Source organism: Streptomyces sp. NPDC059895 (assembly GCF_042731035.1).
Taxonomy (GTDB): Bacteria; Actinomycetota; Actinomycetes; order Streptomycetales; family Streptomycetaceae; genus Streptomyces.
This window is the reverse complement of sequence record NZ_JBHWKO010000016.1, coordinates 54,272-76,942: the sequence shown is the minus strand read 5'-3', so window position 1 is coordinate 76,942 and position 22,671 is coordinate 54,272. Positions and strand designations below refer to the sequence as shown.

Genomic DNA, 22,671 nt, shown 5'->3' with positions numbered 1-22,671 from the left:
CCCCCGCAGGCATGCCGGTGGAAGTGAGCGCGACCGGAGCCGGAGCCGCCGGAGCCGCCGGAGCCGCCCGGGGAGCCGCCCGCCGGGCGAAGGCCGGCCACGCCGGGGCGGCCTCGGGCGGAGCCGGTCCCGCCGAACGCCGGCCCCGCCAGCCTCGGGCGGAGCCGGTCCCGCCGAGAGCCGCCCCCGTCAGCCTCGGGCGGAGCCGGCCCCGCCGAGAGCCGGTCCCGCCGCCCCCGCCCCCCGCATCGCCCGCGCGTGGGCGAGGAACGCGGCCAGTCCCACCTCGAAGGCCCGGTCCGCGCGGCCTTCGCCCACCGCGGCCAGGGCCCGGGCCAGTCGCGGTGTCGGGGTGCGTTCCGTGAGCTCCCACATCGTCTCGGGTGCGGCGAGGTCGAGTGCGGAGCCCAGGACCAGGTTCTCCAGGGCGATGACCAGCGGCATCACCTCGGCGGTGCCGAATCCGGCGTCCAGCAGCAGGGTCACCGCCCGCTCGTACTGCTCCAGCACCCGGGGCGCCCGGACGGGCGACGTCATCAGCAGCGGGATGGTCCGCGGGTGCGCGGCGAACGCGGCGCGGTAGGAGCGCGCCCAGGCCTCCAGCGCGGCGTCCCACGGCGCCAGGTCCAGTGTCCCGGGGTCGATCGCGGACGCCACCCGCTCCCGCAGCAGTTCCACGATGCCGTCCCGGCCGTCGACGTGGTGGTACACCGAGCCGGTCTGCGCCCCGAGCCGCCGCGCGATCTGAGGGACGCTGAAGTCGCCCTGTTCGTCGATCAGTTGCAGCGCGGTGGTGGTGATGCGCTCGCGATCGAGGAGCGGTGTGCGCGGCCGTCCCATGGTCGGTGGCCCCCCTGAGGTCTTCCCGGATGCCCAACGGAAGGTTACATTGCGGAAACCGAAAGCCTTTAGGTTTACGGGTCCCGGCGCACGCCACCCCCGGTGCGCGGGGATCCCCGGCGCGATCCCGCACGCCGTGGTCCGGGCCTCGCCCGGACCGTGAACCCGGCCGCCCGCACGCCCGGGACCCCCTCCCGTCCGCCGCTCGAAGGGCTTCCCCATGTCCGTGACCACCCCCGACCCCGCCGAGGCGAGAGCCGGCTCCGCCCCGGCGGGCCTGCGCACAGGCACCCTCGGCACCGCCGACATCGCCTTCTTCGTCGTCTCGGCCGCCGCCCCGCTGACCGTCATGGCCGGCGTGGCCCCGCTCGCGATCCTCCTCGGCGGCGTCGGCGCACCCGTCGGCTACCTCCTCGCGGGCCTCACCCTCGCCGTCTTCGCCGTCGGCTTCACCACGATGAGCCGGCACGTCACCAGCGGCGGCGCCTTCTACGCGTACATCACCCGCGGCCTCGGCCGCCCCGCCGGCGTCGGCGCCGCGCTCCTCGCCCTGATCGGCTACAACGGCATGGAGATCGGCGTCTACGGCCTCCTCGCCACCGCCACCCAGGACACGGTGCACGCCCTCTTCGGCGCCGACGTGCCCTGGCTGCCCGTCTCCCTGGCCGGCCTGCTGCTCATCGGCTGGGGCGGCTACCGCTCCATCGACTTCGGCGCGAAGGTCCTCGGCGTCCTGCTCGTCGCCGAGACCGGCATCCTCGTCCTGCTCGCGGCGGGCGTCCTGATCGAGGGCGGGGCCGACGGGCTGTCGGTGACCTCCCTGGCCCCCGACCACGTCCTGGTCCCCGGCACCGCCGCCGTCCTCGCCTTCGCGTTCGCCGCGTTCACCGGCTTCGAGTCGACCGTCATCTACCGCCGCGAGGCCCGCGACCCGCAGCGCACCGTGCCGCGCGCCACCTACTGCGCCGTCGCCTTCCTCGGCCTCTTCTACGCGTTCGTCGTCTGGATCGCCATCCAGGCCTTCGGCGACGACAAGGTCCTCGCGGCCGCCGCCGACGACCCGGCCGGCCTGTTCTTCACCGCCATCAGCACCTACGTCGGCGACTGGGCGGCCGACCTGATGCACGTCCTCATCGTCACCAGCGTCCTCGCCTCCCTCCTCGCCTTCCACAACGCCATCAACCGCTACGGCCTCGCCCTCGCGGAGGAGGGAGTGCTGCCCCGCGCCCTGGGCCGCGTCCACCCCCGCCACCGCTCCCCGTACGTCGCCGGCCTCGCCCAGACCGTCCTCGGCGCCGTGGTCGTCCTCGCCTTCTGGGCGGCCGGAGCCGACCCGTACGGGCAGCTCCTGCTCTACGTCAACACGCCGGGGATGATCGGCCTGCTGCTGTTGCAGCTCCTCGCCGCGATCGCCGTGCCCTGCTACTTCCGCCGGGTCCGCCACCAGGAGGGCGCGCTGCGCACCCTCGTGGCGCCGATCACCGCGAGCCTCCTGCTGGCCGCCGCGATCGCCCTCGTCGTCGGCCACATCGACCTGTTCACCGGCGCGTCCTCGACGGTGAACACCGTGCTGGTCGCCATGGCGCCGGTCGTCTTCGCCGCCGGCCTCCTCCTCGCCCGGTGGCTGCGCCGCGCACGACCGGAGGTGTACGCCCGCTTCGGCTCGGACCGGGCCGACCCCACCGCATCCGACCCCACCGCACCCGACCCGTCCGCAGCGCCTCCCGCGTGACCGAATCCGGCACCTCACCGAACCAGCCCCAGTAAGGGAGTCCCCTCATGCCCACCGCCGACCTGATCGTGACCGGAGCCCGGGTCCACACCCTCGACCCCGCCCGGCCGACGGCCACCGCCGTCGCCGTACGCGACGGGATCATCGCCGCCGTGGGGGAGGAGGACGACGTACGCGACTGGCGCGGGCCGGGCACCGAGGTCGTACGGCTCGACGGCGCGCACCTCGTGCCCGGGCTGGTGGACGCCCACAGCCACCCCGTCTGGGGCCTGGAGATGGCGACCGGCACCGACCTGTCGGCCGTGACGGACCTGGCCGGACTGCGCGCCGCGCTGGCGTCCGCCGAGCGCGTCGACGGCTGGGTGCTCGGGTACGGCCTGGACCACAACGCCTTCGAGGGCCGGCCCGTCGACCGCGCCCTCGTCGAGGACGTGCTCGCCGGATCGCCCGCCTTCCTGCGCCTGTACGACGGCCACTCCGCCCTCGTCGACGGCAAGGCGCTCGCCGCCGCCGGCGTCACCGGGCCGCGCCACTTCGACCAGCGCTCGGAAGTGGTGTGCGACGCCGGGGGACGGCCCACCGGGCACCTCGTCGAGCACGCGGCGATGGACCTGGTGGTGGCCGTCGCGCCCCGCCCGTCGCACGCGGCCCGCCGCGCCCGGCTGCTCGACCTGCTGGCGGAGATGGCGGCGACCGGGCTCACCGGGGCCCATGTGATGGACGGCGGCGACATCGACCTGGTGACCTCCGTGGCGCGGGAGACGGTCCTGCCGCTGCGGCTGCGGTTCGCGCCCTGGTGCATGCCGGGCGCGGACGCCGACGACCTCGCGGAACTCGTCGCGGCCCAGGACCTGAACGGCCGGCACTGGAGGGTCGGCGGGGTGAAGTTCTTCATGGACGGCACCGTCGAGGGCGGCACCGCCTGGCTGGAGCACGCCGACTGCCACGGCCAGGGCACGGACGCCTTCTGGCCGGACCCGGAGGGCTACGCCGCCGCCGTGCGCACGCTCGACGCGGCCGGTGTGCGGACCGCCACGCACGCCATCGGGGACGCGGCCGTCCGTCACGTCCTGGACACCGTGGCCGCCCTCGGACCGGGCGCCCGGGGCAGGCACCGCATCGAGCACATCGAGACGGCACCGGACGAGCTGCTGCCCCGGTTCGCGCAGGCCGGGGTGGCCGCGTCGATGCAGCCCCCGCACACCGCCTACACCCGCCCCGACGGCAGCGACGAGTGGTCCCGCCGGCTCGGCGCCGCACGCGCCGCGCACGCCTGGCGCCTGCGCGACCTGCGCGACGCGGGCGCCACCCTCGCCCTCGGCTCGGACTGGCCCATCGCCCACCACGACGTCCGCGCGGTCCTGGCGACGGCCCGCAGCCCCCGGGGCGCGGCCTCCCGGCGGCCGGGCCTGACCGGCCTCGAAGCGCTGGAGGGGTGCACCACGCACGCGGCCCGCGCGGCGGGCGAGTCCGACGTCGCGGGCCGGATCGCGCCCGGTTTCCGCGCCGACCTCACGGCCTTCGCGCTGGACCCGGTCGAGGCCCCCGCGGACGAACTGGCCGAGGCGCCGGTCCGGCTGACGGTGACCGGTGGTCACGTGGTGCACCGGGAGGCCTGAGGTGCACCGGGAGGCCTGAGGTGCATCGGCGGGCCTGAGGCGCACCGGCGGGCCTGAGGCGCACCGGCGGGCCTGAGGCGCACCGGCAGGCCTGAGCTGACGGGCGATCAGACCGCCCCGCCGGGATCGAGGAGGATCTTCCCGGCGGCGGGGTAACCGCCCGTCATGGGCGAGATACTGGTCGGCACCTGCTCGTGGACGGACCGGGCGCTCGTCGGCAGCGGCTGGTACCCGCCGGGACGGCGGGACGCGGAGGGCCGGTTGCGGCACTACGCCGAGCGCTTCCCGGTCGTCGAGGCGGACTCGACGTACTACGGCCTGCCGAACGAGCGCACCAGCCGGCTGTGGGCCGAGCGCACACCCGAGGACTTCGTGTTCGACGTGAAGGCCTTCTCCCTGCTCACCGGCCACCCCACCCGGCCCGCCGCCCTGCCGCCCGGGCTGCCCGGGGACGTCCGCTCCCCGAAGGCGCTGGACGAGGTGTGGCGCCGGTTCACCGACGGCGTCGAGCCGCTGCGCGAGGCGGGGCGGCTGGGCGCGGTCCTCTTCCAGTTCCCGCCGTGGCTGCGACCGGGGGCGCGGGCCGGCGCCGTCCTCGCGGACTGCGCCGAGCGCACCGCCGGGTGGCCGGTCTGCGTGGAGTTCCGGCATCCGGACTGGTGGCGCGGCCCGCGGGAGCGTACGACCGCCGAGGCGCTGCGGTCGTACGGGTTCGCCGCCGTCGCCGTGGACATGGAGCCGTCGCTGCCGTCCGCGGTCCCCCCGGTCACGCCCGTCACCTCGCCGCGGCTGGCGGTCGTGCGCCTCCACGGCCGCAGCCCGGCCTGGGGGACCGGCAGCAAGGAGGACCGCTTCCGCCACGAGTACACCGACGGCGAACTGCGCGAGTGGCTGCCCCGGGTGCGCGCGCTGGCCGGGCGGGCCGAGCGGGTGCACGTGCTGTTCAACAACTGCTGCGCCGACGCCGCCGTCCGGGCCGCCACGAGGATGCGTGCCCTCCTCGACGACTGACGGCGGTCCGGCGGTCCGGCGGTCCGGCGGCCCGGCAAAGCGTGAAGTGGCGGGGGTGCGGCGGCGCGGCGATACGCGGGATGCGGGTGCGGTGGCGCGTCAGGCGGTCGCCTTCAGGGTGCTCTTGGCCAGCTCGAACGCCGGCAGCATCTCCTCGTGCTCCTCGGTGTCCATGCCGCCGAGGTGCAGCACGACCGGGCCGTCGGCCGTGGTCACCGCGAGGGCGCGCTCCTTCTTCGTCTCCTCCAGCGCCTCGCTCGTGGTGACGTACTCCACCTCCGCGCCGTCGAGGCCGCCCACCTCGAAGGAGCGGTACTCCGCCCCGCTCGCCCCGCTCTCCGCGGCGACGAACTGCTCCAGCACGGCGCGCGCGCCGGCGTCGCCCGGCTCGCCGGTCCACACGCGCAGGAAGCCGATGTTCCCCGCGGGCTTGGCGTCGACCTCGCAGACCATGGTGACGGGACCCTGGCGCAGCAGCGCGTCGGCGAGTTCGTCGGCGAGTTCGTCGGTCGGTTCGTCGCCGGTGTCGCTCTTCTGCGCGGCCGCGTCGACGGCCTCGGCCGTCCAGGACTCGGCGACATCGAAGGTGACGGGCAGCTCGCACGCGGACCCGTCGGCGCCGATGCTGCCACCGCGGGCCGCGGCGCCGGCCGTCTGCGCCGTCTCCGCCGTGGCCTTCCCCGGCGACGCCTCCGCGCCGCGTCCCGCCTCCCCGCACCCTGTCGCCACACCCGTCAGCAGAGCCGCCGCCGCCAGACCCCGCCCCACGTTCCCCACCCCGAAGCGCACCGCTGTCCCTCCTCGTGTCTCCGGTACCTGTCGCGGTACCGGCGGAGCACTGTAACCGAGGCCGGCGTCGCACACCTGCGCGCCCGGTACCGGCAACGACCCGCAAGACCAGCACCGGGAATGCCCGGCACCCGGGAATGCCCCGCCACCCGGGAATGTCCCGCCCCCGTCCGCGGTTGTAGGCCCTGTCTGGCATGCACCACTCAATGAGGCACCACTCGATGAGGCAGGGTGCGATGCCGGTGGAAGGAGATCCCCATGGCACGCAGCACGGCGCGCCCCGTCGTCACCCTCAGGTCCACGGCGGGCACCGGTGTCACCTACGTGACGCGCAAGAACCGTCTCCACGACCCGGACCGGATGGTCCTGCGCAAGTACGACGCCGTGGCCGGGCGGCACGTCGACTTCCGCGAGGAGCGATGAACCCGGCGTACGACCCCAGGAGGCAGTCATGAAGGTGCGCGGATCCCTGCGCTCACTGAAGTCCAGGCCCGGCGCCCAGGTGGTGCGCCGCAAGGGGGTGACCTTCGTCATCAACAAGAGGGAGCCCCGCTTCAAGGCCCGCCAGGGCTGAGCGGCCCCGACCGGCCCGGTGGGTTCGACCGGCCCGGTGGGTTCGACCGGCCCGGTGGGTTCGACCGGCCCGGTGGGCCCGGCCCCGTGCGAGGGCCGGGCCCACCGGCATGCCCGTCACCCGCCCTCCACGCCCACCGGGCGGACCGGCCGCTGCCGTCCTACGGTGGGGGAGTGGCCGGGCTCCCCCGAGAACCCGTCCGCTCCCGGCCGGCGCCGACTTCCCCCATCGTCCGATCCGGCCGGGACCCCTCCGCCCTCGCCACCCCGCACCGGCGCCTCGGCGCGCGTGGACAGCGGACTGCCGGCCGGCAGGAAGAACAGGGCGCAGAGGGCCAGTGTCCCCGCCTCCCGGTTCTCCGCCCTGTGCACGCCCTGCGGGCCCACCGGCTCCACGATGGTCTCCCCGGCCCGGGTGACGCACTCGGAGCCGTCCGCCAGGGTCCGGGTGAGCGTCCCGGCGGTCACCACGGCGACGACCCGTCCCTCGTGGTAGTGCCACGGCAGCTCACCGCCCGGCGGGATCTCGTACCGCGCCACGACGACCCGGGTGCGCTCCGGCACGGAGAGGGCGAGCCGCTCGGTGAGGAGGCCGTCGGCCAGCAGGGCCGGTACGGGGTCGGCGGCGGGAGCGGCCGCCACGGGCGACGGCTCGCTCACGAGGCCCGCCTCGGTAACGGGGCCGGTGTCTTGGTCTGCCGTTCGATGCGTTGCACGCGGTGAGATTATCCGACCTATGTTGACGAGGTGTGACGGGCCGTCAGAGGCCCGTGGTGTCCCGGCGGCAACCGGTCCGGGAGCTGGTCCGGGAGCTGGTCCGGGAGCCGGCGTCGTGATGGTCTTCTGAGAGTTCTCTGTGAATTTCCGGTGCGGTTGAACATTCCCGGGACGGGCTCCGTACAGGGCCGGGGGATTCTCAGGTCCGACCGCCGCCGAGAGGTTTTGGAGCACTCCGTGGGACACAACAGGCGCAGACGCCCGACGGGCGGCCGGCGCGCGACCTTCTCCGCGGTCGCGTTGATGCTGGGCGGCGGAGGGCTGATGGCGGCGAACGTCTACGCCTCCGCCACCGAGGACGGCGCCGACGGGCCCTGGACGTCGGGCTCGGTCACCATCGACTGCCCCGACGTCGGCAGCCGGCTGACCGATGTGCCGGACGAGGCCGCGCCTGAGGTCGACCGCGAACTCGCCGTGCTGGACGAGCAGATCGCCGCCGCCTACCGCGGACTGCAGGAGTCGGCACAGGCCGTGCGCGAGGACGTCGGCTTCGCGGACGACGCGGTGATGAACCCGCTGAAGGAGAAGCGCGGCGCCACGATCGAGCGCATCGCGGTCGCCGTCGACCGCGTCGGCGACCGCCCGGAGGGCCTGGCGGACCTGGCCGCCTGCAGCCTGCGCACCGCCGACGACCAGGCGGGCGAGAGCGGGCGGGACCAGGACGGCCAGGACGGCGGCCAGGACGACGGCCGAGACGGCCAGGACGACGGCCGGGCGGACGAGGGCGGTCAGCAGGGCGAGGACGGTCAGGAAGGCGAGGAGGGCCAGGAAGGCGAGGAGGGCCAGGAAGGCGAGGAGGGCCAGGAAGGCGAGGAAGGTCAGCAGGGCGAGGAAGGTCAGCAGGGCGAGGACCGTCAGGAAGGCAACGGCGGCCAGGCCGGGAACGGCCCCGTGGCCGCCGACTACGTGGACATCACCACCGTCCAGCCCGCGCGGGAGACCCCGCCCGCGACCGCCGACGCCTCCCGCGGCACCTTCACCACCAGCTGCGGAGTCAACTCCAACGGCCTGTTCAACTCCGACAACGTGATCGTCGCCCCGGGCGTCACCAACGGCGCCCACCACTTCCACGACTACGTCGGCAACCAGTCCAACGACGCCTTCGCCTCGGACGAGGACCTCGCGAACGCGGAGACCAGCTGCGTCGACCAGGGCGACAGGTCTTCGTACTTCTGGCCCGTCCTGCGTCTGCAGAACGGCACCGAGGAGCAGGACGCCGACGCGCCCGGCGGCGGCATCGAGGGCAACGCCGGTGAGATCGTCACACCCAAGGAGGTCACCATGACCTTCGTGGGGAACCCGCGCGCCGAGGTCACCGCCATGCCGCGGCTGCTGCGGATCATCACCGGCGACGCCAAGGCGTTCGTCAACGGCACGGCCAACGCCAACGCGTCCTGGAGCTGCACCGGCTTCGAGGACCGGCAGCTCGAGGACAAGTACCCGCTCTGCCCCGCGGGCAGCGACGTCGTGCGCAGCTTCCGCTTCCAGAGCTGCTGGGACGGCGACAACATCGACAGCGCGAACCACCGCACCCATGTGGCCTTCACCGCCGCCGACGGGGGCTGCCCGGCCGGCTTCCGGGCCGTCCCGCAGCTCGTGCAACGGATCGTCTACGACGTCGACGCGCCCAGCCTCCAGGACGGCGGTCGCACCACTCCGCTGTTCGCGGTGGACTCCTTCCCCGAGCAGCTGCACAAGCCGGTCACCGACCACGGCGACTTCGTCAACGTCTTCGACGAGGACCTGATGGGCCAGATGGTCGACTGCATCAACGAGGGCCGCACCTGCGGCGCCGGATCCGGCGGCGACGACAGCGGCGGCGACGGGGCCGGCGACGGAGGTGACACCGGCGGCGACACCGGGGGCGACGACGGCGGTGGCAACGACGCTGGCGGCGACCAGGGTCAGGACACGGGCCAGGACGACGGCCAGGACCAGGACCAGGACCAGGACGACGATCAGGGCGGAGACCAGGATCAGGGCGGCCAGGACCAGGACGAGCCCGCCGCCGGCGACACGGATTCCGCCGGCACCCCCGGCACCACGGAGCCCCGCGTCGACACCGCGCCGACCACCAAGTCGACCCGAGCGGCGGCCACGCCCGCCCCGGCCGGCGGCTCCGACGGCGGCTCGGACACGGGCTCCCGGGGCGACGCCGGTGCCGCCGCCACGGCCCCGGCGCAGACCACGCCCCCGGCCGACGCGGGCGACACCCCCGTCGTCCCCGCACCCCAGGCCCAGGGCGGCCTGGCCGACACCGGCGCCGACCTGTGGCCCGCGGCCGCCGGAGCCCTGCTGGTGATCGGCGGCTTCGTCCTCCTGCGTCGTACCGCCAGGCGTCCGTACTGACCCCGGGGGGCGACCCCGGCGGCGCCCCCCCCGGGACCGGCCCCCGGCACCAGCCCACCGGCACGGCCCCCGCCGAGGTCTCCTCGCGCGGCAGCGGGCACGTTCGGGTGCTCCCGGGCGTCATGAGCCGCACCGCCACCGGACCGCGCGGTATATGTCGCTCGGAGCGACCGCCCGGGCCGCTCCGGGCGACACCGGCCCCTGGAGCGGGAGCCGGGGCCGCCGCCACGCGACCAGGGGAGCGCCATGGACCACACGGAGTACGGCTACGACCTCGGCACCCACGGCCGGCCCGTCACCACCTCGTCCCCCGAGGCGCAGATCTGGTTCGACCGCGGCCTGGTCTGGTCGTACGGCTTCCACCACGAGGAGGCCGTCGCCTGCTTCGAGAACGCCGTCCGCGCCGACCCCGACTGCGCGATGGCGTACTGGGGCATCGCGTACGCCCTCGGACCCAACTACAACAAGCCCTGGGAGTTCTTCGACGAGCAGGACCTGATCAGGACAGTGGCGCGCACCCACGAGGCGGTCGAGCGCGCCCACGAGAAGGCCACCCGCGCCACCCCCGTCGAACAGGCCCTGATCGGCGCCCTGCGCGCCCGCTACCCGCAGGAGCGGCCCGTGACGGACTGCTCGGTGTGGAACGCCCCCTACGCCGACGCCATGCGCGCCGTCCACGCACTGGCCCCCGACGACCTCGACGTCGCCGCCCTGTACGCCGACGCCCTGATGAACCTGACGCCCTGGCAGCTGTGGGACCTGCGCACGGGCGAACCCGCCGAGGGCGCCCGCACCCGGGAGGCCGAGGCGGTGCTCGACCGCGCGCTCGCCACCACGGCCGGCGCCGGCCACCCCGGCGTCCTGCACTTCTACATCCACCTGCTGGAGATGTCACCGGCCCCCGAGCGGGCCCTGCCGGTCGCCGACCGGCTGCGCGACCTGGTGCCCGACGCCGGACACCTCCAGCACATGCCCTCCCACCTGGAAGTGCTGTGCGGCGACTACCGGACCGTCGTGTCCGACAACACGCGGGCGATCGCCGCCGACGAGAAGTACCGGGCGCGGGCCGGGGCGATGAACTTCTACACGCTCTACCGGGCCCACAACCACCACTTCAAGATTTACGGCGCGATGTTCCTCGGCCAGGCGCACGTGGCCCTGGAGGCCGCCGACCGGCTGGAGGAGGCGCTGCCGGAGGAACTGCTGAGGGTGGAGAGCCCGCCCATGGCGGACTGGCTGGAGGCGTTCCTCGCCATGCGGGTGCACGTACTGATCCGCTTCGGCCGCTGGGCCGACATCCTGGACCTGCCCGCGCCCGCCGACCCCGGGCTGTACAGCATGACGACCGCCATGCGGCACTACGCCCGCGGCGTCGCGCTCTCCGCGACCGGCCGGATCCCCGAGGCCGAGGCCGAACGCAGCCTGTTCCACGACGCCGCCGCCCGGGTCCCCGAGACCCGGATGCTGTTCAACAACACCTGCGCCGACATCCTCGCCATCGCCTCCGCGATGCTCGACGGCGAACTGGAGTACCGCGCGGGCCGGCACGACGCCGCCTTCGCGGCCCTGGAACGGTCGATCGCCCTGGACGACGGCCTGCCCTACGACGAACCGTGGGGCTGGATGCAGCCCACCCGGCACGCCTACGGCGCCCTCCTGCTGGAGCAGGGCCGCGTCGAGGAGGCCGAGGCGGTCTACCGCGCCGACCTGGGCCTCGATGACACGCTGCCGCGCCCCTCCCAGCACCCCGGCAACGTCTGGTCGCTGCACGGACTGCACGAGTGCCTCGTGCGGCTCGGGAAGGACGGCGAGGCCCGGATCGTCGCCCAGCAGCTGAAGTTGGCGGCCGCGCTGGCGGACGTACCCGTCACGGCCTCCTGCTTCTGCCGCCTGGAGACCACCACCGGGGCCCCCGGCGCGCCCGGCTGCTGCGGCATGGACAATTGACCTACCGGCCGCCCGGGATGCCGAGCGGCCCCGCCGTCATGGTCATGGACACACCGGGCCCGCACGGCCCGCGACGGCGGGAGGACGACGGCGCTGTCCACGCGGAAACAGGGGGACCTCGCACGATGGCGGGCGCGAACTGCACGAGGGCGGGCGCAGGGTGAACGAGACGGAGACGACCACGACGAGAACCGGCGGTCGGGACCGGCCGTACGGCGGGATCGGCCGCGCCCGGGGCTGGGCACGGCTCGCCCTGCTGCTGGTCGCCGGCTGCGCCGCCGTCGTGGGAGCGGGGGCCGGATCCGGTGGCTGGCTGGTCCTGCTCGTCGGACTCGCCGGACTCGGGCTGGCCGGGGCGGGCGTGTGGTGGATGCTCGCGCACCGCGGCTGGGCCCGCCTCCTGGGCGGCCTGCTGGCCGTCGCCGCGCCCGTCGGCGTCCTGGTGCTGTACGCGGCGTCGGGGCTGTGGGTGGTGGCCGTCGGCGCGGTCTCGCTGTGGGCGGCCGCCCTCGCCTCCGCCCGGGCCGCGCTGCGCGGCCTGCGCCGGCCGCGCGGCCCGCACACCCGCCGGACGCCGCCGCCCCGGCAACCGGTGCTGATCATGAACGTGCGGTCGGGCGGCGGCAAGGTCGAGCGGTTCGGCCTCGTCCAGCGCGCCCAGGCACTGGGCGCCCGGGTGATCCTGCTCGGCCCGGACACCTGGGACGACCCCGTTCAGGTGGCCCGGCAGGCCGTGACCGACGGCGCCGACCTGCTGGGCGTCGCCGGCGGCGACGGCACCCAGGCGCTCGTCGCGGGGGTGGCGGCGGAGCACGGCCTGCCCTTCCTGGTGGTCGCCGCCGGCACCCGCAACCACTTCGCCATGGACCTCGGCCTGGACCGCACCGACCCCGTGCGCAGCCTCGACGCCCTCACCCACGGCGTGGAACTCCGCGTCGACCTCGGCGACGTCAACGGGCGGCCCTTCGTCAACACCGTGTCCTTCGGGGCGTACGCGGAGGTCGTGCAGAGCCCGGAGTACCGCGACGCCAAGGCCGCCACCTTCCTCGAGCACCTGCCCGACCTGCTGACCGGCAACGGCGGCGCGACCCTCGACGTCCGCGCGGACGACGCCCACCTCCACGCTCCGCAGGCCGTGCTGATCAGCAACAACGCCTACGCCCGCGCCGATCCGCTCGGCGGGGGCCGCCGCCCCCGCCTGGACGCCGGTCTGCTGGGCGTGATCGGCATCCGGGTGGAGGGCGCCGCCCAGGCCGCCGAACTGGCCCTGCTCGGTGAACGGGCCAGCGGCATCACCTCCCTCACCCCCCGGCGCGTGGTCGTCGAGGCCGACCGGGACCGCATCCCGGTCGCCGTCGACGGCGAGGCACTCGAACTGCCCACGCCGGTGGTGTGCACCGTACGGCCCAGCGTGCTCCGGGTGCGGGTGCCCCGGCACCGCCCCGGCGCCGCCTACGCGCCACCGACGGTCGACTGGCGGCGCGTCGTCCGCCTCGCGCTCGGCCACCCCGACCCCCGCACGATCAAGGATGCGTACGATGTCTGACCGCCGACCCAAGTCCTCCGCCCTGCGCCTGGTGGGCGACCTCGCCACCCTGGACCAGGCGCTGTACGAAGCGGTCACCGTCACCAGGACGCCCACGCTGGACACCGCGCTGCGCCGGCTGTCCGCGGCCGCCGACCACTCCAAGCTCTCCTTCGCCGTCGCCGCGGGCCTGGCCCTGTGCGGCGGCCGGTCGCGCCGCGCCGCCGCCCTGGGCGTCGCCGCCATCGGCGTGGCGTCGGCGAGCGCCAACCTCCTCGGCAAGAAGCTCGTCCGGCGCCCGCGCCCGCACCGCGCCGTGGACTCGCCGTTCCCGGGGCGGCACGTGCCGATGCCGGACTCGGCGTCCTTCCCGTCCGGGCACACCGCGTCGGCGGTCGCCTTCGCGGCCGCCGTCGGCCCGGCCCTCCCGGCCGCCGCGGTCCCCCTGGGCCTGCTCGCCTGCGCGGTGGGCTACTCCCGGGTCCACACCGGCGTGCACTACCCGGGCGACGTGGTGGCCGGCGCACTGCTCGGCACCGGCTCGGCGGCACTGGTCCTGGCCGCCGTGTCCCGCTACGACGGCTGAGGACGGGCGCGGGCGGGCTGTCCGGCCGGTTGCGACGGCGAAGACGCGGGTGAGTGGGGGTAGCCGGCCACCCGCGATCGCTGTGGACGGCGGGGAAGGGGCGGGACCCGGCCACCCGCGATCGCTGTGGACGGCGGGGAAGGGGCGGGACCCGGCCGTGACGACGGTCGAAGATGCGGGTGAGTGGGGGGCAGCCGGTTGCCGCGACCGCTGAGGACGGCAGGGGCGGGACCCGTGCGTCACCGCCGTACGCAGTGCAGGAAGAGGTGGGGCTCGGGCACGGCCTCCGGATGGTCGGGGGTGAACAGCGTGTTCTCCTCGGCCAGCACCGTCAGGCCCGCCCCGGTCACCACCTCGACCAGGTCGGCGCCGGCGAAGCTGGTCACCCGCACCGGCTGCCCCATGAAGACGGCGTCGACGCCCTCGACGTCCAGCGGCACGGTGGCGAGCACGAGACTGCCGCCCGGCACCAGCGCCCGGGCCAGCCGGCCGATCAGCGCGGCCTGGTCCCCGCGGTCCAGTTGGAGCAGCGAGAAGTACACGCACACCGCGTGGAACGAGCCGTCGTCGAGCGGCAGGTCCCGCACGTCCACGCACCGGAACGCCGCCCCCGGCACCTGCCGGGAGGCGAGGTCCACCATGACGGGGGAGACGTCGACCCCCAGCACGTCGTGCCCCGCCCCCGCCAGGACGGCGGCCGTCGGCCGGCCCGTGCCGCTGCCGACGTCCAGCACCCTGCTGCCTGGGGCGAGCCGCCCGAGCAGCCACTCCAGGGACCGGTGGTGGGCCTCGGAGTGCGCGAACGCCTTCTCGTAGACCCCTCCCAGCGCGTCGAAGACCGCCGCCGCCCGCCGTCCGTCGTCCGTGCCGCCCAAGCCGGGCTCCCCTCGTGCCCCGCCGGCCGCCGTGCCGGCCGGATCCCGCGCATCCTCGCACCCCTGAGGGCGGGTCACAACGGTCGCTCCTCCCGCCGGGTGTACGCCGGCGTCTCGTGCCGGCGGGTCACCGGCAGCGTCGCGTGCTCCCGGATCAGCCCGTGGGCCTCGTCGGAGTAGCGGGGCGCCTCGATCCGGCCGTCCGCGGCGTCCGGCAGGAGCCGCGCGGCCACCTCGGCGGGCGTGAGGCGCTCCGCCGGGTCCGGCCGCAGACAGCCCCTGACCACCTCCTCCAGACCGGCGGGCAGACCCGACAGATCGGGCCTGCCCGTACGGATGTTCTCCACGAGGGTCAGGGCGTCGCCGCCCCACGGCAGGCGGCCGAGCGCGAGCCGGGCCAGCAGGGTGCCCAGGGAGAAGACGTCGCTGGCCGGGGTGAAGCGCGGATCGCCGCGGAGCTGTTCGGGGGAGGCGTACGCGTACGTCCCGGCGAACCCCTCGCGCGGCTCGGTCAGCCGCTCGATCTGGGCGATGCCGAAGTCGATGACGCGCGGCCCGTCCTCCGTCATCAGCACGTTGGCCGGTTTCAGGTCGAGGTGCACGATCCCCGCCGCGTGGATCGCGGTCAGCGCGGTCGCGATGCCGGCGCCCAGCCGGCGCACGGTCGCCTCGTCCAGCGCGCCGAACCGCTGCACGAACTCCTGCAACGAGGGCGCCGAGACGTACGGCACCGCCATCCACGGGACGTCGGCGTCGGTGTCGGCCGCGATCACCGGCACGGTGAAGCGTTCCTCCCGTACCCGCCGGGCGGCCTGCACCTCGTGCGCGAAGCCCTCCCGGATCTCCCTGTCGGCCGCGTACTCGGCATGCAGCGTCTTGACGGCGACGAGGATGCCGTCGGCGTCCCGGCACAGGTACACCCGCCCGAAGCCGCCCGTTCCGATGCGCTGGAGCACCTCGTAGGAGCCGAACGCCGGGGGATCGTCCACCGCCCGGGCCGCCCGCGCCTCCTGGACCCCGCGCCAGCCGCCGAGGGCCTCCGCCCCCTCGTCGAACACCGTGATCTCGCGCGGCCCCTCGGCGGCGGGCGGCCGGGGCCGGTCCTGCGGCTGCTCGTCCTCCATCACCCGCACCGGCACCACGACCGGCGCACCGGACCCGAAGGCGTACGCCTGGACGGCCGCCCCGTCGGCGCCCCGCGCGTCGACGCACACGCCGATCAGCCCCAGCGCGGCGCACAGGCCGGCGTCGTCGGGGGTCGGCCGCAGGCCCGGCCGGGAGAAGTACAGCGCATGCGCGTCGAGGCCCCGCCCCGCCAGGTCCGCCAGCACCGCCCGCCACCGTTCGACGCCCACGGCACTCGGGCCGCGACCACCGGACGGCGCCTCCAGGCCGGCCGCCGACGTGGCCGAGCGGGCGCCGCGCGCGCTCGTCAGCACGCCGCAGGCGGTCTCGGGCGACGCCACCACGTGCTGGGCCATTCCCCGGCCCGCCGCGGCGGCGACCCGCAGCACGGTCCCGCGCGCCCGCTCGGCGAGCCCCTCGCGCAGGGCGCGCAGGGCGTCGTGGTCGGCCGTGCCGGGGCCCTGGCCGCGCAACTCCAGGCACCGGAGGATCTCCTCGAAGACCTCGGCGGCCGTCGCGAACTCCTCCGCGGCGACCGCCGTCCTGCCCTGGGCGACCCGCGCCTCGAACGTCTGGTCGCTGCCCGCGCCGTGCACCCGCTCGCTCGCCTCGGCGATCCGCCCGTACATGCGCATCGCCCGCCGCATGTCGCCCGCGGCCTCCACCGAGCGGGCCGCCGCCAGGAGGTCCCGCAGCCCTTCGTCGCCGCCCTCCTGCCCGAGCGGCAGGTCGCCGGCGAGCCGCGCGTAGTAGCTCCTGGCGATGCTGGTGATCTGGTGGGCCGGGCCGAGGTCCCGCTCCGCGGTCCGCAGCATCGCGGTGAACGTGCGCAGGGCCGAGGCGGTGTCCCCGGCCTCCAGCTGCCAGTACCCGACGTTGCATCGGAGGTCCAGGGCGGTCTCGGTACGGCCCTCCGCCTCCGCCGTCCGCCGCATCGCCTCGTACCGGCGCACGGCCTCGTCGTGCAGTCCGGCGCGGCCGTACCAGTGGGCGAGCTGATGACGGGCCAGGTGGGTGTGCGGATGACCGGGGCCCTGGTGGGTCTCCTGGTCGGCGAAGAGCCGCGTGAACTGCTCGATCGCGTCCGACGGGTCACCGGACTCGCCGGTCCAGTGGGCGAGCTGGTGCCGTAGGCGCAGGGTCTGGGGGTCGGCGTCCCCGAGGAGGAGCGTGGCGTCGGCGAGCACGTCGCGGTACCGGCTCACGGCCTCCGAATACCTGCCCGCCCGGCCGCTGTCCTCGGCGACGGCCGCTACGGAGCGCAACCGGTCGACCACCGCCTCGCGGACCGCCGGGCTCATCGGCCCGTTCCCCCGCCGCCTGGCTTTCCAGCGCATTTCGCCTCCCTGTCGCGTCAGTTGGTCCGGCACGGATCAATTCACGCCATGCGTGCGGCGGCGGTTCCCGCATGCGGCCGGAATCAGAGTTTCCGCTACCGTCAGTAACATGATCAACTCTGGTCGGGTGGTGCGTACTGGCGAGTAGGTACGGCCCCCACGACCGTCGCCTTGGAGAACCCCCCATGACCTCGACCGAGGATGCCCTGCACCAGACCCGTGCCACCTACGAGGAGCACGTCCGCACCTGCCGCCAGTGTCATGCCGACACGGTGCCGTGCGCGGTGTCGAAACTCCTCCTGCGCGCCTACAACAACGCGCGGAGAGAGCAGATACGCGCGAACTCGGCGGCCCGCTGAGGGCCCTGCCGCCCCGGTGCGGTCCGCCTCGGGCGGCCCGCACCGGGCGCCGCGGCACAAACCGCCTCACGGCCCCTCGGACACCGTCACGGTCAGGTCCCTGATCTCGTAGCCGCCGATGTCGTCCTTGAACGACACCCGCGGCTCGCCGGTCATGCGCAGGCCGTCGAGCGCGAAGAGCCGGCTCAGCAGGACGTCCGCCTCCAGTACGGCGACGGCGGCGCCCGGACAGCGGTGGGGACCGTCCCCGAAGGCGAGCCCGGCCGCACCCGGGCCCTGCCCCAGCACCCGGCCGGGGCGCAGCAGGTGCGGATCGTGACCGACGGCCTCCGGATCGGTGTTCGCCCCGTCGACGAAGACGGTGATCAGCTCGCCGGGGCCGACCCGGGCCCCGCCGTCCGGCGTGGGCAGTACCAGGGGTGCGGTGGCCCGGCGGGAGAGCCGCGCCACGACGGGTTCCAGCCGCAGGATCTCCTGGAGGAGTCCGAGCCGCTCCGGCTCCGCCGCCGCCCGGTACCGGGCGAGGAGCCGGGGATCGTCGAAGAGGTGCCAGGCGGCGACGCAGATGAACTCGCGGGTGGTGACCATCCCGGCCGCCGCGTAGGTGAGGCACTCGCCGAGGATCTCCGCGTCCGAGCACCCGTCGGACAGCAGGTGGGAGATGAGGTCGTCCCGCTCCTCGCGGCGGTGGGCGCGGACCGCGGGACGGACGTCGGCGAGATGGATGCGGAGCCAGTTCGCGTTCTGCCGCACCAGCCAGTACAGGCCCCGGGCGCTGGTGAGTCCGGGTCTGCCGAACTCCTCGGGGAAGAAGCGCTCCAGCCTGGCCTTCAGGCCCGGACGGCTGTGGCGCAGCCCGATGATGTCGCACACCACCTCGACCGCCATCGTGAAGCTCAGATCGGACAACTGCGCCGTGCCGGCCGCCCGCACCGCCGCCACCTGCTCCTCGGCGACCCGCACCATCAACTGGCGGTAGTGCCCGTCCACGCGGCGCGGCGTGAAGAAACGGCGGGTCCGCCGCCGTTGCTCCCGGTGCTCGAACAGTCATGCCGGACCCGGAGGCCAGCGGCCCTCTTGCAGGACCGCAGAGAACATAACGGGGGCAGGCGGGCCCGGGGGCCTCAGGCGGGTCGTACCGCGCCGCGCAGGGCGCCCTCCCCGAGGCCGTGCACCGACTCCTCGCGGACGTACGAGCCGGGGCCCGGCGCGTGGATCATCGTGCCGTCGCCCGTGCACAGACCGGTGTGGCTGAGATCGTCGAAGAAGAAGACGAGGTCGCCGGGGCGCAGGTCGTCCAGGCCGACCCGCGTGAAGGCCCGCGCCTGGTCGACGGCCGCCCGCGGCAGGGTGACCCCGGCGGCCTTCCAGGCTGCCTGGGTGAGGCTGGAGCAGTCGTAGGACTCCGGTCCCGTCGCGCCCCACACGCACGGCCGCCCGATCTGGGCCCGGGCGAAGGCGAGGGCCCTGTCCCCCTTGCCGAGGTAGGCCGGTCCGGAGGCGTAGGCGGTGATGCCGGTGGGGGCCGGGGCGGCGGCGGGGGTGACGGGTGCCGGCGCGTAAGCGGGGACGGGAGCCGGTGCGTAAGCGGGGGCGGAAGCCGGCGTGGGGGCGGGGGCGGGGGCGGTGGCCTCGGCTGCGGGCCAGGGGAGTGCGGAGGCGGGCGCGGGGAGCGGGGCGGCCTGTGTCCTCGGTTCGGCGTCCGTGCCCAGAAGGCCGTAACTCGCCGCGAGCAGGCCCGTTTCGGGTTCCGGGAACCGGGACACGGGCGCCGGAAGGGCGGGTTGCGGTACGGCGAAGCCGAACGCGGCGACGGGGAGACCGCCGTCTCCGGTGGCCGTGAAGCCGTCCGCGGTGGCCGTGAAGCCGTCCGCGGTGGCTGCGAGGCCGTTTCCGGTGGTCGTGAGGCCGTCCGCGGTGATCGTGAGGCCGTCCGCCGGTTCCACCGGTCGGGCGGCCCCGGGCGTCGGTGTCGGCGGGGCGGGGGAGGAGGCGGCCGGGGGAAGGGCCCTTGGTTCCTCCCGGCGGGGCGCGGGCAGGGCCGGCAGTGCGGTCGCGGCCGGAACGGCCGGTCCCGGCGCCTGTCGCCCGCCCGCCTCCAGCGCGAGCCGGACACCGGACGCCTCCAGTTCCCGTACGGCGTCGGAGCCGGTCGGCCGCTGGGGGCGCGCGGACGGTGCCGGGCGGGAGGGCAGGCGGTCCGCCGGCAGTGCGGCGGGTGTGGTCGGCCCGAGCCGGCCGCGTGCCGCGTCGAACCACTGCCGGGCGATGGCCTCCAGCGACGGATCGCCGCCGGGGCGCCCGCCGGCGGCGACGGAGGTGACGGAGGTGACGGTCCGCCGGTTGCCGTTCCGCATGGCGCGGGTGGCGTTGAACGTGCCGGTGTCGTTCTCGGCCCGGTCGTAGAGGGCGCTGACCCGCTGCTGGATCTCCGCGCGGCTCGGTTCCCCCACGCCTTCGTAGCGTGCGGAACCCTGGCCCGTGGGGAGCGTGGTGCGATCCGTCGCCATGGAAGACGTACTCCTTCCGTGCTCCGCCGGCCGAGGGTGGCGGGGGCGCGGGTGGGTCCGGTGCCGGGAGACCCGCACCCGCTGCGCTGTCGGGGGGCCGGGCGTCCCGCCCCGGGCCGGTCGGTCCCCGGCTCCGGCCGTGCCACCGGTGTCCTGCGTCGGCGGGAGCCGCGCGGCCCGGCGGGGTTCGCCGGAGTCGGTCGTGCGGCCCGGGCGTCAACCTAGCCAACTTGTGTGGCTGGTGTGAAGATTGCCGTGTCAAATGTCCGATACGTTTTCGTGACCTTCATCTCGCGCGGCGGCAACGAGGCACCGGACGCCCCGACTTGGTCGATACGCACCCCGGTCGACGGCGGTGAGGCGACCACCTGTCCGGGTCCGTCGGCGGTCACGCGCCGTGGGTGCCGGACTAGGGATGCTGGGAGCGGTCGATCTCGTCCTGGGCCAGCAGGGAGAGCAGGGAGGCCACGGTCAGGCCCGCCTCCGCCGGATGGCGCAGCACCTTGCCGGGCTCGATCCGGTACGTGTTGCCCCGGCCCTCCCGGGTGTGCGACAGGTAGCCTTCCTGCTCGAGGTCGGAAATGATCTTCTGGACGGCCCGCTCGGTCAGCCGGCAGTGCGCGGCGATGTCACGGATGCGCGCGCTGTGGTTGTCGGCGATGACGGCCAGGACGCGGGCATGGTTGGTCAGGAACGTCCATCCGGTATGCGCTTCGGGCACTCCCTCCATGCGCCCATCCTACGGTCAGGTGTTCACGTACTCAAAAACCGGAACTGGATTTCATGTATCAGTTGACGTGTGATGTCGTCGCGGGCGAACCTGGAACCGTCATGGAGAGTGACCGGGGAGGCGGTCATGCCGGAGTCTGCGAACGAGACGCACCCCAACGGCGGGGACGACCACGTGCGAGCCGGGACGAGCGGGGCGCCGCCCGCCCGGACCGCGTCCGTGCCGGAGATCGCCGTCCGTTCCGAGGGGGACCGTGTCGTCGTCGCGGTGCGAGGGGAACTCGATCTCCGATCCGCCGAGCGGCTCGCCCACGCCCTGCGGGCCGCGCTGGCCGCCGCGGCCGACGGTGTCGACCTGGAACTGGGCGAGGTGGAGTTCTGCGACTGCTCCGCCCTGAACATGCTGATCAGCCTGCGCGGACAGGGCCTGGAGCAGGGCAAGGCCCTCAGTATCCGCTCGGCCGGTCCCGTGGTCCGGCGACTGCTCGAGCTCACCGGAACGGACGACCTCTTCGCCGGGGCGGACGACGTCTTCGCCGGGATGGACGACGTCTTCGTCGGGACGGACGACGTCTTCGCCGGACCCGGCGGCGAGTCGCGCAGCGGCGAGCGGGACGCGCGTGCCGAGGTCGTCCACCTGCGACGGGCCATGCGGACCCGCCCGGTCATCGACCTAGCCCGCGGCATCCTCATGGCCTCCTTCGCGCTGAGCGCCGAGGACGCCTGGCGGGTCCTGGTCGAGGTGTCCCAGCACACCAACACCAAGCTGCACCACCTCGCCCGCGACCTCGTCGCCGCCGTACAGGGGGAGCCGCCGGTGGAGGCCGTGCGGGATCAGGTGGCAGCGGCCGTGGACCGGATCCGGCGCCCGGAACCCCCGGTGGACGGCGGCGGCGCACACGGCCGGTGAGCCGGTGGGCCGGCCGGTCGCCCGCCGGGCCGGCGGACGCAGGAGCGAGTCGGCGATTCCGGCAGGCGGCGAACCCGTCGGGCATGAGCCCGCCCACGCCCACACCGAGCTCTTCACCGCCGCCCGCGCCGGCCGGGGCGTCTCCCGGTGCGGCCGTCGCCCCGTCCGGAACCGGCCGGTCCCTCCGGTGGAAAATGGCTGCCATGCGCATCGACCACACCCCCGAGTCCCTGGGCGCGGGAGCCTTCTACCGGCTCCTCACCGCCGTCGTCGTGCCCCGGCCGATCGCCTGGGTGTCGACCCTCTCGGCCGACGGCAGGACCGCCAACCTCGCCCCGCACTCGTTCTTCACCGTCGCCTGCACCGACCCGCCGATCGTCCAGTTCACCTCCGTCGGCCGCAAGGACTCGCTGCGCAACATCGAGGCCACCGGCGAGTTCGTGGTGAACCTCGCCCCCGAACCGCTCCTCGAGCAGATCAACGCCAGTGCCGTCAACTTCCCCGCCGAGACGGACGAGTTCGACGCCGTCGGCATCGAGCGTGAGCCCTCGCTGAGCGTCAAGCCGCCCCGCGTCGCCGCCTCACCGGTGGCCCTGGAGTGCCGGCTCCACTCCACCCTGGGCATCGGCAACTCCACCCTCGTCCTCGGGCAGGTCGTGCACGCCGCCGTCGACGAGGACGTCGTCGTAGACGGACACCCCGACATCCGCAGGCTCCGGCCGCTGGCCCGGCTCGGCGGCGACGAGTGGAGCACCGTCGGCGAACTCCGGGCACGGGCCCGCATCGCCTACCGGGACTGGCCGCGGACCTGACCGGGCGAGCGGGTGCGTGGGGACCTCGGCTGGGCAGCGCGGTCCACTCCGTGGAGTGATCACGTGACGCAACACGACTCGACCGACGCCCAATTGCCGGGAGGCCGGCGAGGGCGGGACCGTCGGCTGCGGCTGCGGCGGGTGGCTACGGCGGTGGCGTGGGTGTCGTCGTCGCCGTCCTGTCCGTTCCATGCGGCGGCCCGGTGGGGTGTACCCCGACCGGGCCGCCGTGTCATGGGGGCGCTCGGCTCGCGCCGCCGTGCCGG

The 22,671-nt window shown here is 75.0% G+C and carries 20 protein-coding genes; 12 read left to right on the top strand and 8 right to left on the bottom strand.

Features of this window, described 5'->3' with window-relative positions:
* Positions 1–189 precede the first annotated feature (189 nt).
* Positions 190–840, bottom strand: coding sequence for a TetR/AcrR family transcriptional regulator (locus ACFV9M_RS20145; RefSeq protein WP_385069613.1), 651 nt, complete (start codon positions 838–840; stop codon positions 190–192).
* A gap of 220 nt (positions 841–1,060) precedes the next feature.
* On the opposite strand from ACFV9M_RS20145, the gene ACFV9M_RS20140 reads away from it, so the two are divergent.
* The 3 genes from ACFV9M_RS20140 (at position 1,061) to ACFV9M_RS20130 (ending at position 5,202) form a co-directional block, all read left to right on the top strand.
* Positions 1,061–2,572 (top strand): APC family permease, encoded by a 1,512-nt coding sequence (locus ACFV9M_RS20140; protein ID WP_385069615.1) that lies wholly within the window; start codon positions 1,061–1,063, stop codon positions 2,570–2,572.
* Between the two features lie 47 nt (positions 2,573–2,619).
* Positions 2,620–4,191, top strand: a complete 1,572-nt coding sequence (locus tag ACFV9M_RS20135; RefSeq protein WP_385069617.1) for an amidohydrolase — start codon at positions 2,620–2,622, stop codon at positions 4,189–4,191.
* Positions 4,192–4,356: 165 nt separating this feature from the next.
* Positions 4,357–5,202 (top strand): DUF72 domain-containing protein, encoded by an 846-nt coding sequence (locus ACFV9M_RS20130; protein ID WP_385069619.1) that lies wholly within the window; start codon positions 4,357–4,359, stop codon positions 5,200–5,202.
* Between the two features lie 99 nt (positions 5,203–5,301).
* Here the strand turns inward: ACFV9M_RS20130 and ACFV9M_RS20125 are convergent, their stop codons facing one another.
* A complete protein-coding gene (locus ACFV9M_RS20125; RefSeq protein WP_385069620.1) occupies positions 5,302–5,991 on the bottom strand; it encodes a lipoprotein in 690 nt (229 codons plus the stop codon).
* 258 nt (positions 5,992–6,249) lie between these two features.
* Here ACFV9M_RS20125 and rpmG point away from each other — a divergent pair, with 258 nt between their 5' ends.
* Positions 6,250–6,414: a 50S ribosomal protein L33 gene (gene rpmG / locus ACFV9M_RS20120; RefSeq protein WP_385069622.1), complete on the top strand. Its 165-nt coding sequence runs from the start codon at positions 6,250–6,252 to the stop codon at positions 6,412–6,414.
* A gap of 28 nt (positions 6,415–6,442) precedes the next feature.
* Positions 6,443–6,565 carry a type B 50S ribosomal protein L36 gene (gene ykgO / locus ACFV9M_RS20115; protein ID WP_385069624.1) on the top strand — a complete coding sequence of 41 codons (123 nt, stop codon included), beginning with the start codon at positions 6,443–6,445 and terminating at the stop codon, positions 6,563–6,565.
* 116 nt (positions 6,566–6,681) lie between these two features.
* Here ykgO and ACFV9M_RS20110 read toward each other — a convergent pair whose 3' ends face one another.
* Positions 6,682–7,224, bottom strand: a complete 543-nt coding sequence (locus tag ACFV9M_RS20110; protein WP_385069626.1) for a cupin domain-containing protein — start codon at positions 7,222–7,224, stop codon at positions 6,682–6,684.
* A gap of 381 nt (positions 7,225–7,605) precedes the next feature.
* Here ACFV9M_RS20110 and ACFV9M_RS20105 point away from each other — a divergent pair, with 381 nt between their 5' ends.
* From ACFV9M_RS20105 to ACFV9M_RS20090, 4 genes are all read left to right on the top strand, one after another.
* Positions 7,606–9,690 carry a DUF1996 domain-containing protein gene (locus tag ACFV9M_RS20105; RefSeq protein ID WP_385069706.1) on the top strand — a complete coding sequence of 695 codons (2,085 nt, stop codon included), beginning with the start codon at positions 7,606–7,608 and terminating at the stop codon, positions 9,688–9,690.
* A 246-nt stretch (positions 9,691–9,936) separates the two neighbouring features.
* Complete coding sequence (locus ACFV9M_RS20100) at positions 9,937–11,637, top strand: hypothetical protein (RefSeq protein ID WP_385069627.1); 1,701 nt, start codon at positions 9,937–9,939, stop codon at positions 11,635–11,637.
* 220 nt (positions 11,638–11,857) lie between these two features.
* Complete coding sequence (locus tag ACFV9M_RS20095; protein WP_385069708.1) at positions 11,858–13,183, top strand: diacylglycerol/lipid kinase family protein; 1,326 nt, start codon at positions 11,858–11,860, stop codon at positions 13,181–13,183.
* The gene (locus ACFV9M_RS20090) at positions 13,176–13,748 is read left to right on the top strand and encodes a phosphatase PAP2 family protein (protein ID WP_385069629.1); all 573 of its coding nucleotides are present in this window, start codon (positions 13,176–13,178) and stop codon (positions 13,746–13,748) included. The genes ACFV9M_RS20095 and ACFV9M_RS20090 overlap by 8 nt, the downstream gene beginning before the upstream one ends.
* A 239-nt stretch (positions 13,749–13,987) precedes the next feature.
* On the opposite strand, the gene ACFV9M_RS20085 is transcribed toward ACFV9M_RS20090, so the two are convergent.
* Both ACFV9M_RS20085 and ACFV9M_RS20080 read right to left on the bottom strand, forming a co-directional pair.
* Positions 13,988–14,623, bottom strand: coding sequence for a class I SAM-dependent methyltransferase (locus ACFV9M_RS20085; RefSeq protein WP_385069630.1), 636 nt, complete (start codon positions 14,621–14,623; stop codon positions 13,988–13,990).
* A gap of 74 nt (positions 14,624–14,697) precedes the next feature.
* Positions 14,698–17,049, bottom strand: a complete 2,352-nt coding sequence (locus ACFV9M_RS20080) for a protein kinase (protein ID WP_385069632.1) — start codon at positions 17,047–17,049, stop codon at positions 14,698–14,700.
* 221 nt (positions 17,050–17,270) lie between these two features.
* Between ACFV9M_RS20080 and ACFV9M_RS20075 the strand changes: the two genes are divergently transcribed.
* On the top strand, positions 17,271–17,444 hold the full coding sequence (locus ACFV9M_RS20075) for a hypothetical protein (RefSeq protein WP_385069634.1): 174 nt from the start codon (positions 17,271–17,273) through the stop codon (positions 17,442–17,444).
* Between the two features lie 66 nt (positions 17,445–17,510).
* Here the strand turns inward: ACFV9M_RS20075 and ACFV9M_RS20070 are convergent, their stop codons facing one another.
* The 3 genes from ACFV9M_RS20070 to ACFV9M_RS20060 form a co-directional block, all read right to left on the bottom strand.
* A complete protein-coding gene (locus ACFV9M_RS20070) occupies positions 17,511–18,434 on the bottom strand; it encodes a cytochrome P450 (protein WP_385069636.1) in 924 nt (307 codons plus the stop codon).
* A 134-nt stretch (positions 18,435–18,568) separates the two neighbouring features.
* A complete protein-coding gene (locus ACFV9M_RS20065; protein ID WP_385069637.1) occupies positions 18,569–19,954 on the bottom strand; it encodes a C40 family peptidase in 1,386 nt (461 codons plus the stop codon).
* Between the two features lie 409 nt (positions 19,955–20,363).
* On the bottom strand, positions 20,364–20,684 hold the full coding sequence (locus tag ACFV9M_RS20060) for a helix-turn-helix transcriptional regulator (protein ID WP_385069639.1): 321 nt from the start codon (positions 20,682–20,684) through the stop codon (positions 20,364–20,366).
* Between the two features lie 126 nt (positions 20,685–20,810).
* Here ACFV9M_RS20060 and ACFV9M_RS20055 point away from each other — a divergent pair, with 126 nt between their 5' ends.
* Complete coding sequence (locus ACFV9M_RS20055) at positions 20,811–21,593, top strand: ANTAR domain-containing protein (protein WP_385069641.1); 783 nt, start codon at positions 20,811–20,813, stop codon at positions 21,591–21,593.
* A 203-nt stretch (positions 21,594–21,796) separates the two neighbouring features.
* The gene (locus ACFV9M_RS20050; RefSeq protein WP_385069643.1) at positions 21,797–22,405 is read left to right on the top strand and encodes a flavin reductase family protein; all 609 of its coding nucleotides are present in this window, start codon (positions 21,797–21,799) and stop codon (positions 22,403–22,405) included.
* Positions 22,406–22,671 lie beyond the last annotated feature (266 nt).

Bases quoted from the DNA above. Each gene is read 5' to 3' on its own strand.
- ACFV9M_RS20055 (WP_385069641.1), top strand. From the start codon at position 20,811: ATGCCGGAGTCTGCGAACGAGACGCACCCCAACGGCGGGGACGACCAC.
- ACFV9M_RS20075 (WP_385069634.1), top strand. From the start codon at position 17,271: ATGACCTCGACCGAGGATGCCCTGCACCAGACCCGTGCCACCTACGAG.
- ACFV9M_RS20105 (WP_385069706.1), top strand. From the start codon at position 7,606: ATGGCGGCGAACGTCTACGCCTCCGCCACCGAGGACGGCGCCGACGGG.
- ACFV9M_RS20050 (WP_385069643.1), top strand. From the start codon at position 21,797: ATGCGCATCGACCACACCCCCGAGTCCCTGGGCGCGGGAGCCTTCTAC.
- ACFV9M_RS20100 (WP_385069627.1), top strand. From the start codon at position 9,937: ATGGACCACACGGAGTACGGCTACGACCTCGGCACCCACGGCCGGCCC.
- ACFV9M_RS20135 (WP_385069617.1), top strand. From the start codon at position 2,620: ATGCCCACCGCCGACCTGATCGTGACCGGAGCCCGGGTCCACACCCTC.
- ACFV9M_RS20090 (WP_385069629.1), top strand. From the start codon at position 13,176: ATGTCTGACCGCCGACCCAAGTCCTCCGCCCTGCGCCTGGTGGGCGAC.
- rpmG (WP_385069622.1), top strand. From the start codon at position 6,250: ATGGCACGCAGCACGGCGCGCCCCGTCGTCACCCTCAGGTCCACGGCG.
- ykgO (WP_385069624.1), top strand. From the start codon at position 6,443: ATGAAGGTGCGCGGATCCCTGCGCTCACTGAAGTCCAGGCCCGGCGCC.
- ACFV9M_RS20080 (WP_385069632.1), bottom strand. From the start codon at position 17,049: ATGAGCCCGGCGGTCCGCGAGGCGGTGGTCGACCGGTTGCGCTCCGTA.
- ACFV9M_RS20145 (WP_385069613.1), bottom strand. From the start codon at position 840: ATGGGACGGCCGCGCACACCGCTCCTCGATCGCGAGCGCATCACCACC.
- ACFV9M_RS20065 (WP_385069637.1), bottom strand. From the start codon at position 19,954: ATGGCGACGGATCGCACCACGCTCCCCACGGGCCAGGGTTCCGCACGC.
- ACFV9M_RS20140 (WP_385069615.1), top strand. From the start codon at position 1,061: ATGTCCGTGACCACCCCCGACCCCGCCGAGGCGAGAGCCGGCTCCGCC.
- ACFV9M_RS20130 (WP_385069619.1), top strand. From the start codon at position 4,357: ATGGGCGAGATACTGGTCGGCACCTGCTCGTGGACGGACCGGGCGCTC.
- ACFV9M_RS20060 (WP_385069639.1), bottom strand. From the start codon at position 20,684: ATGGAGGGAGTGCCCGAAGCGCATACCGGATGGACGTTCCTGACCAAC.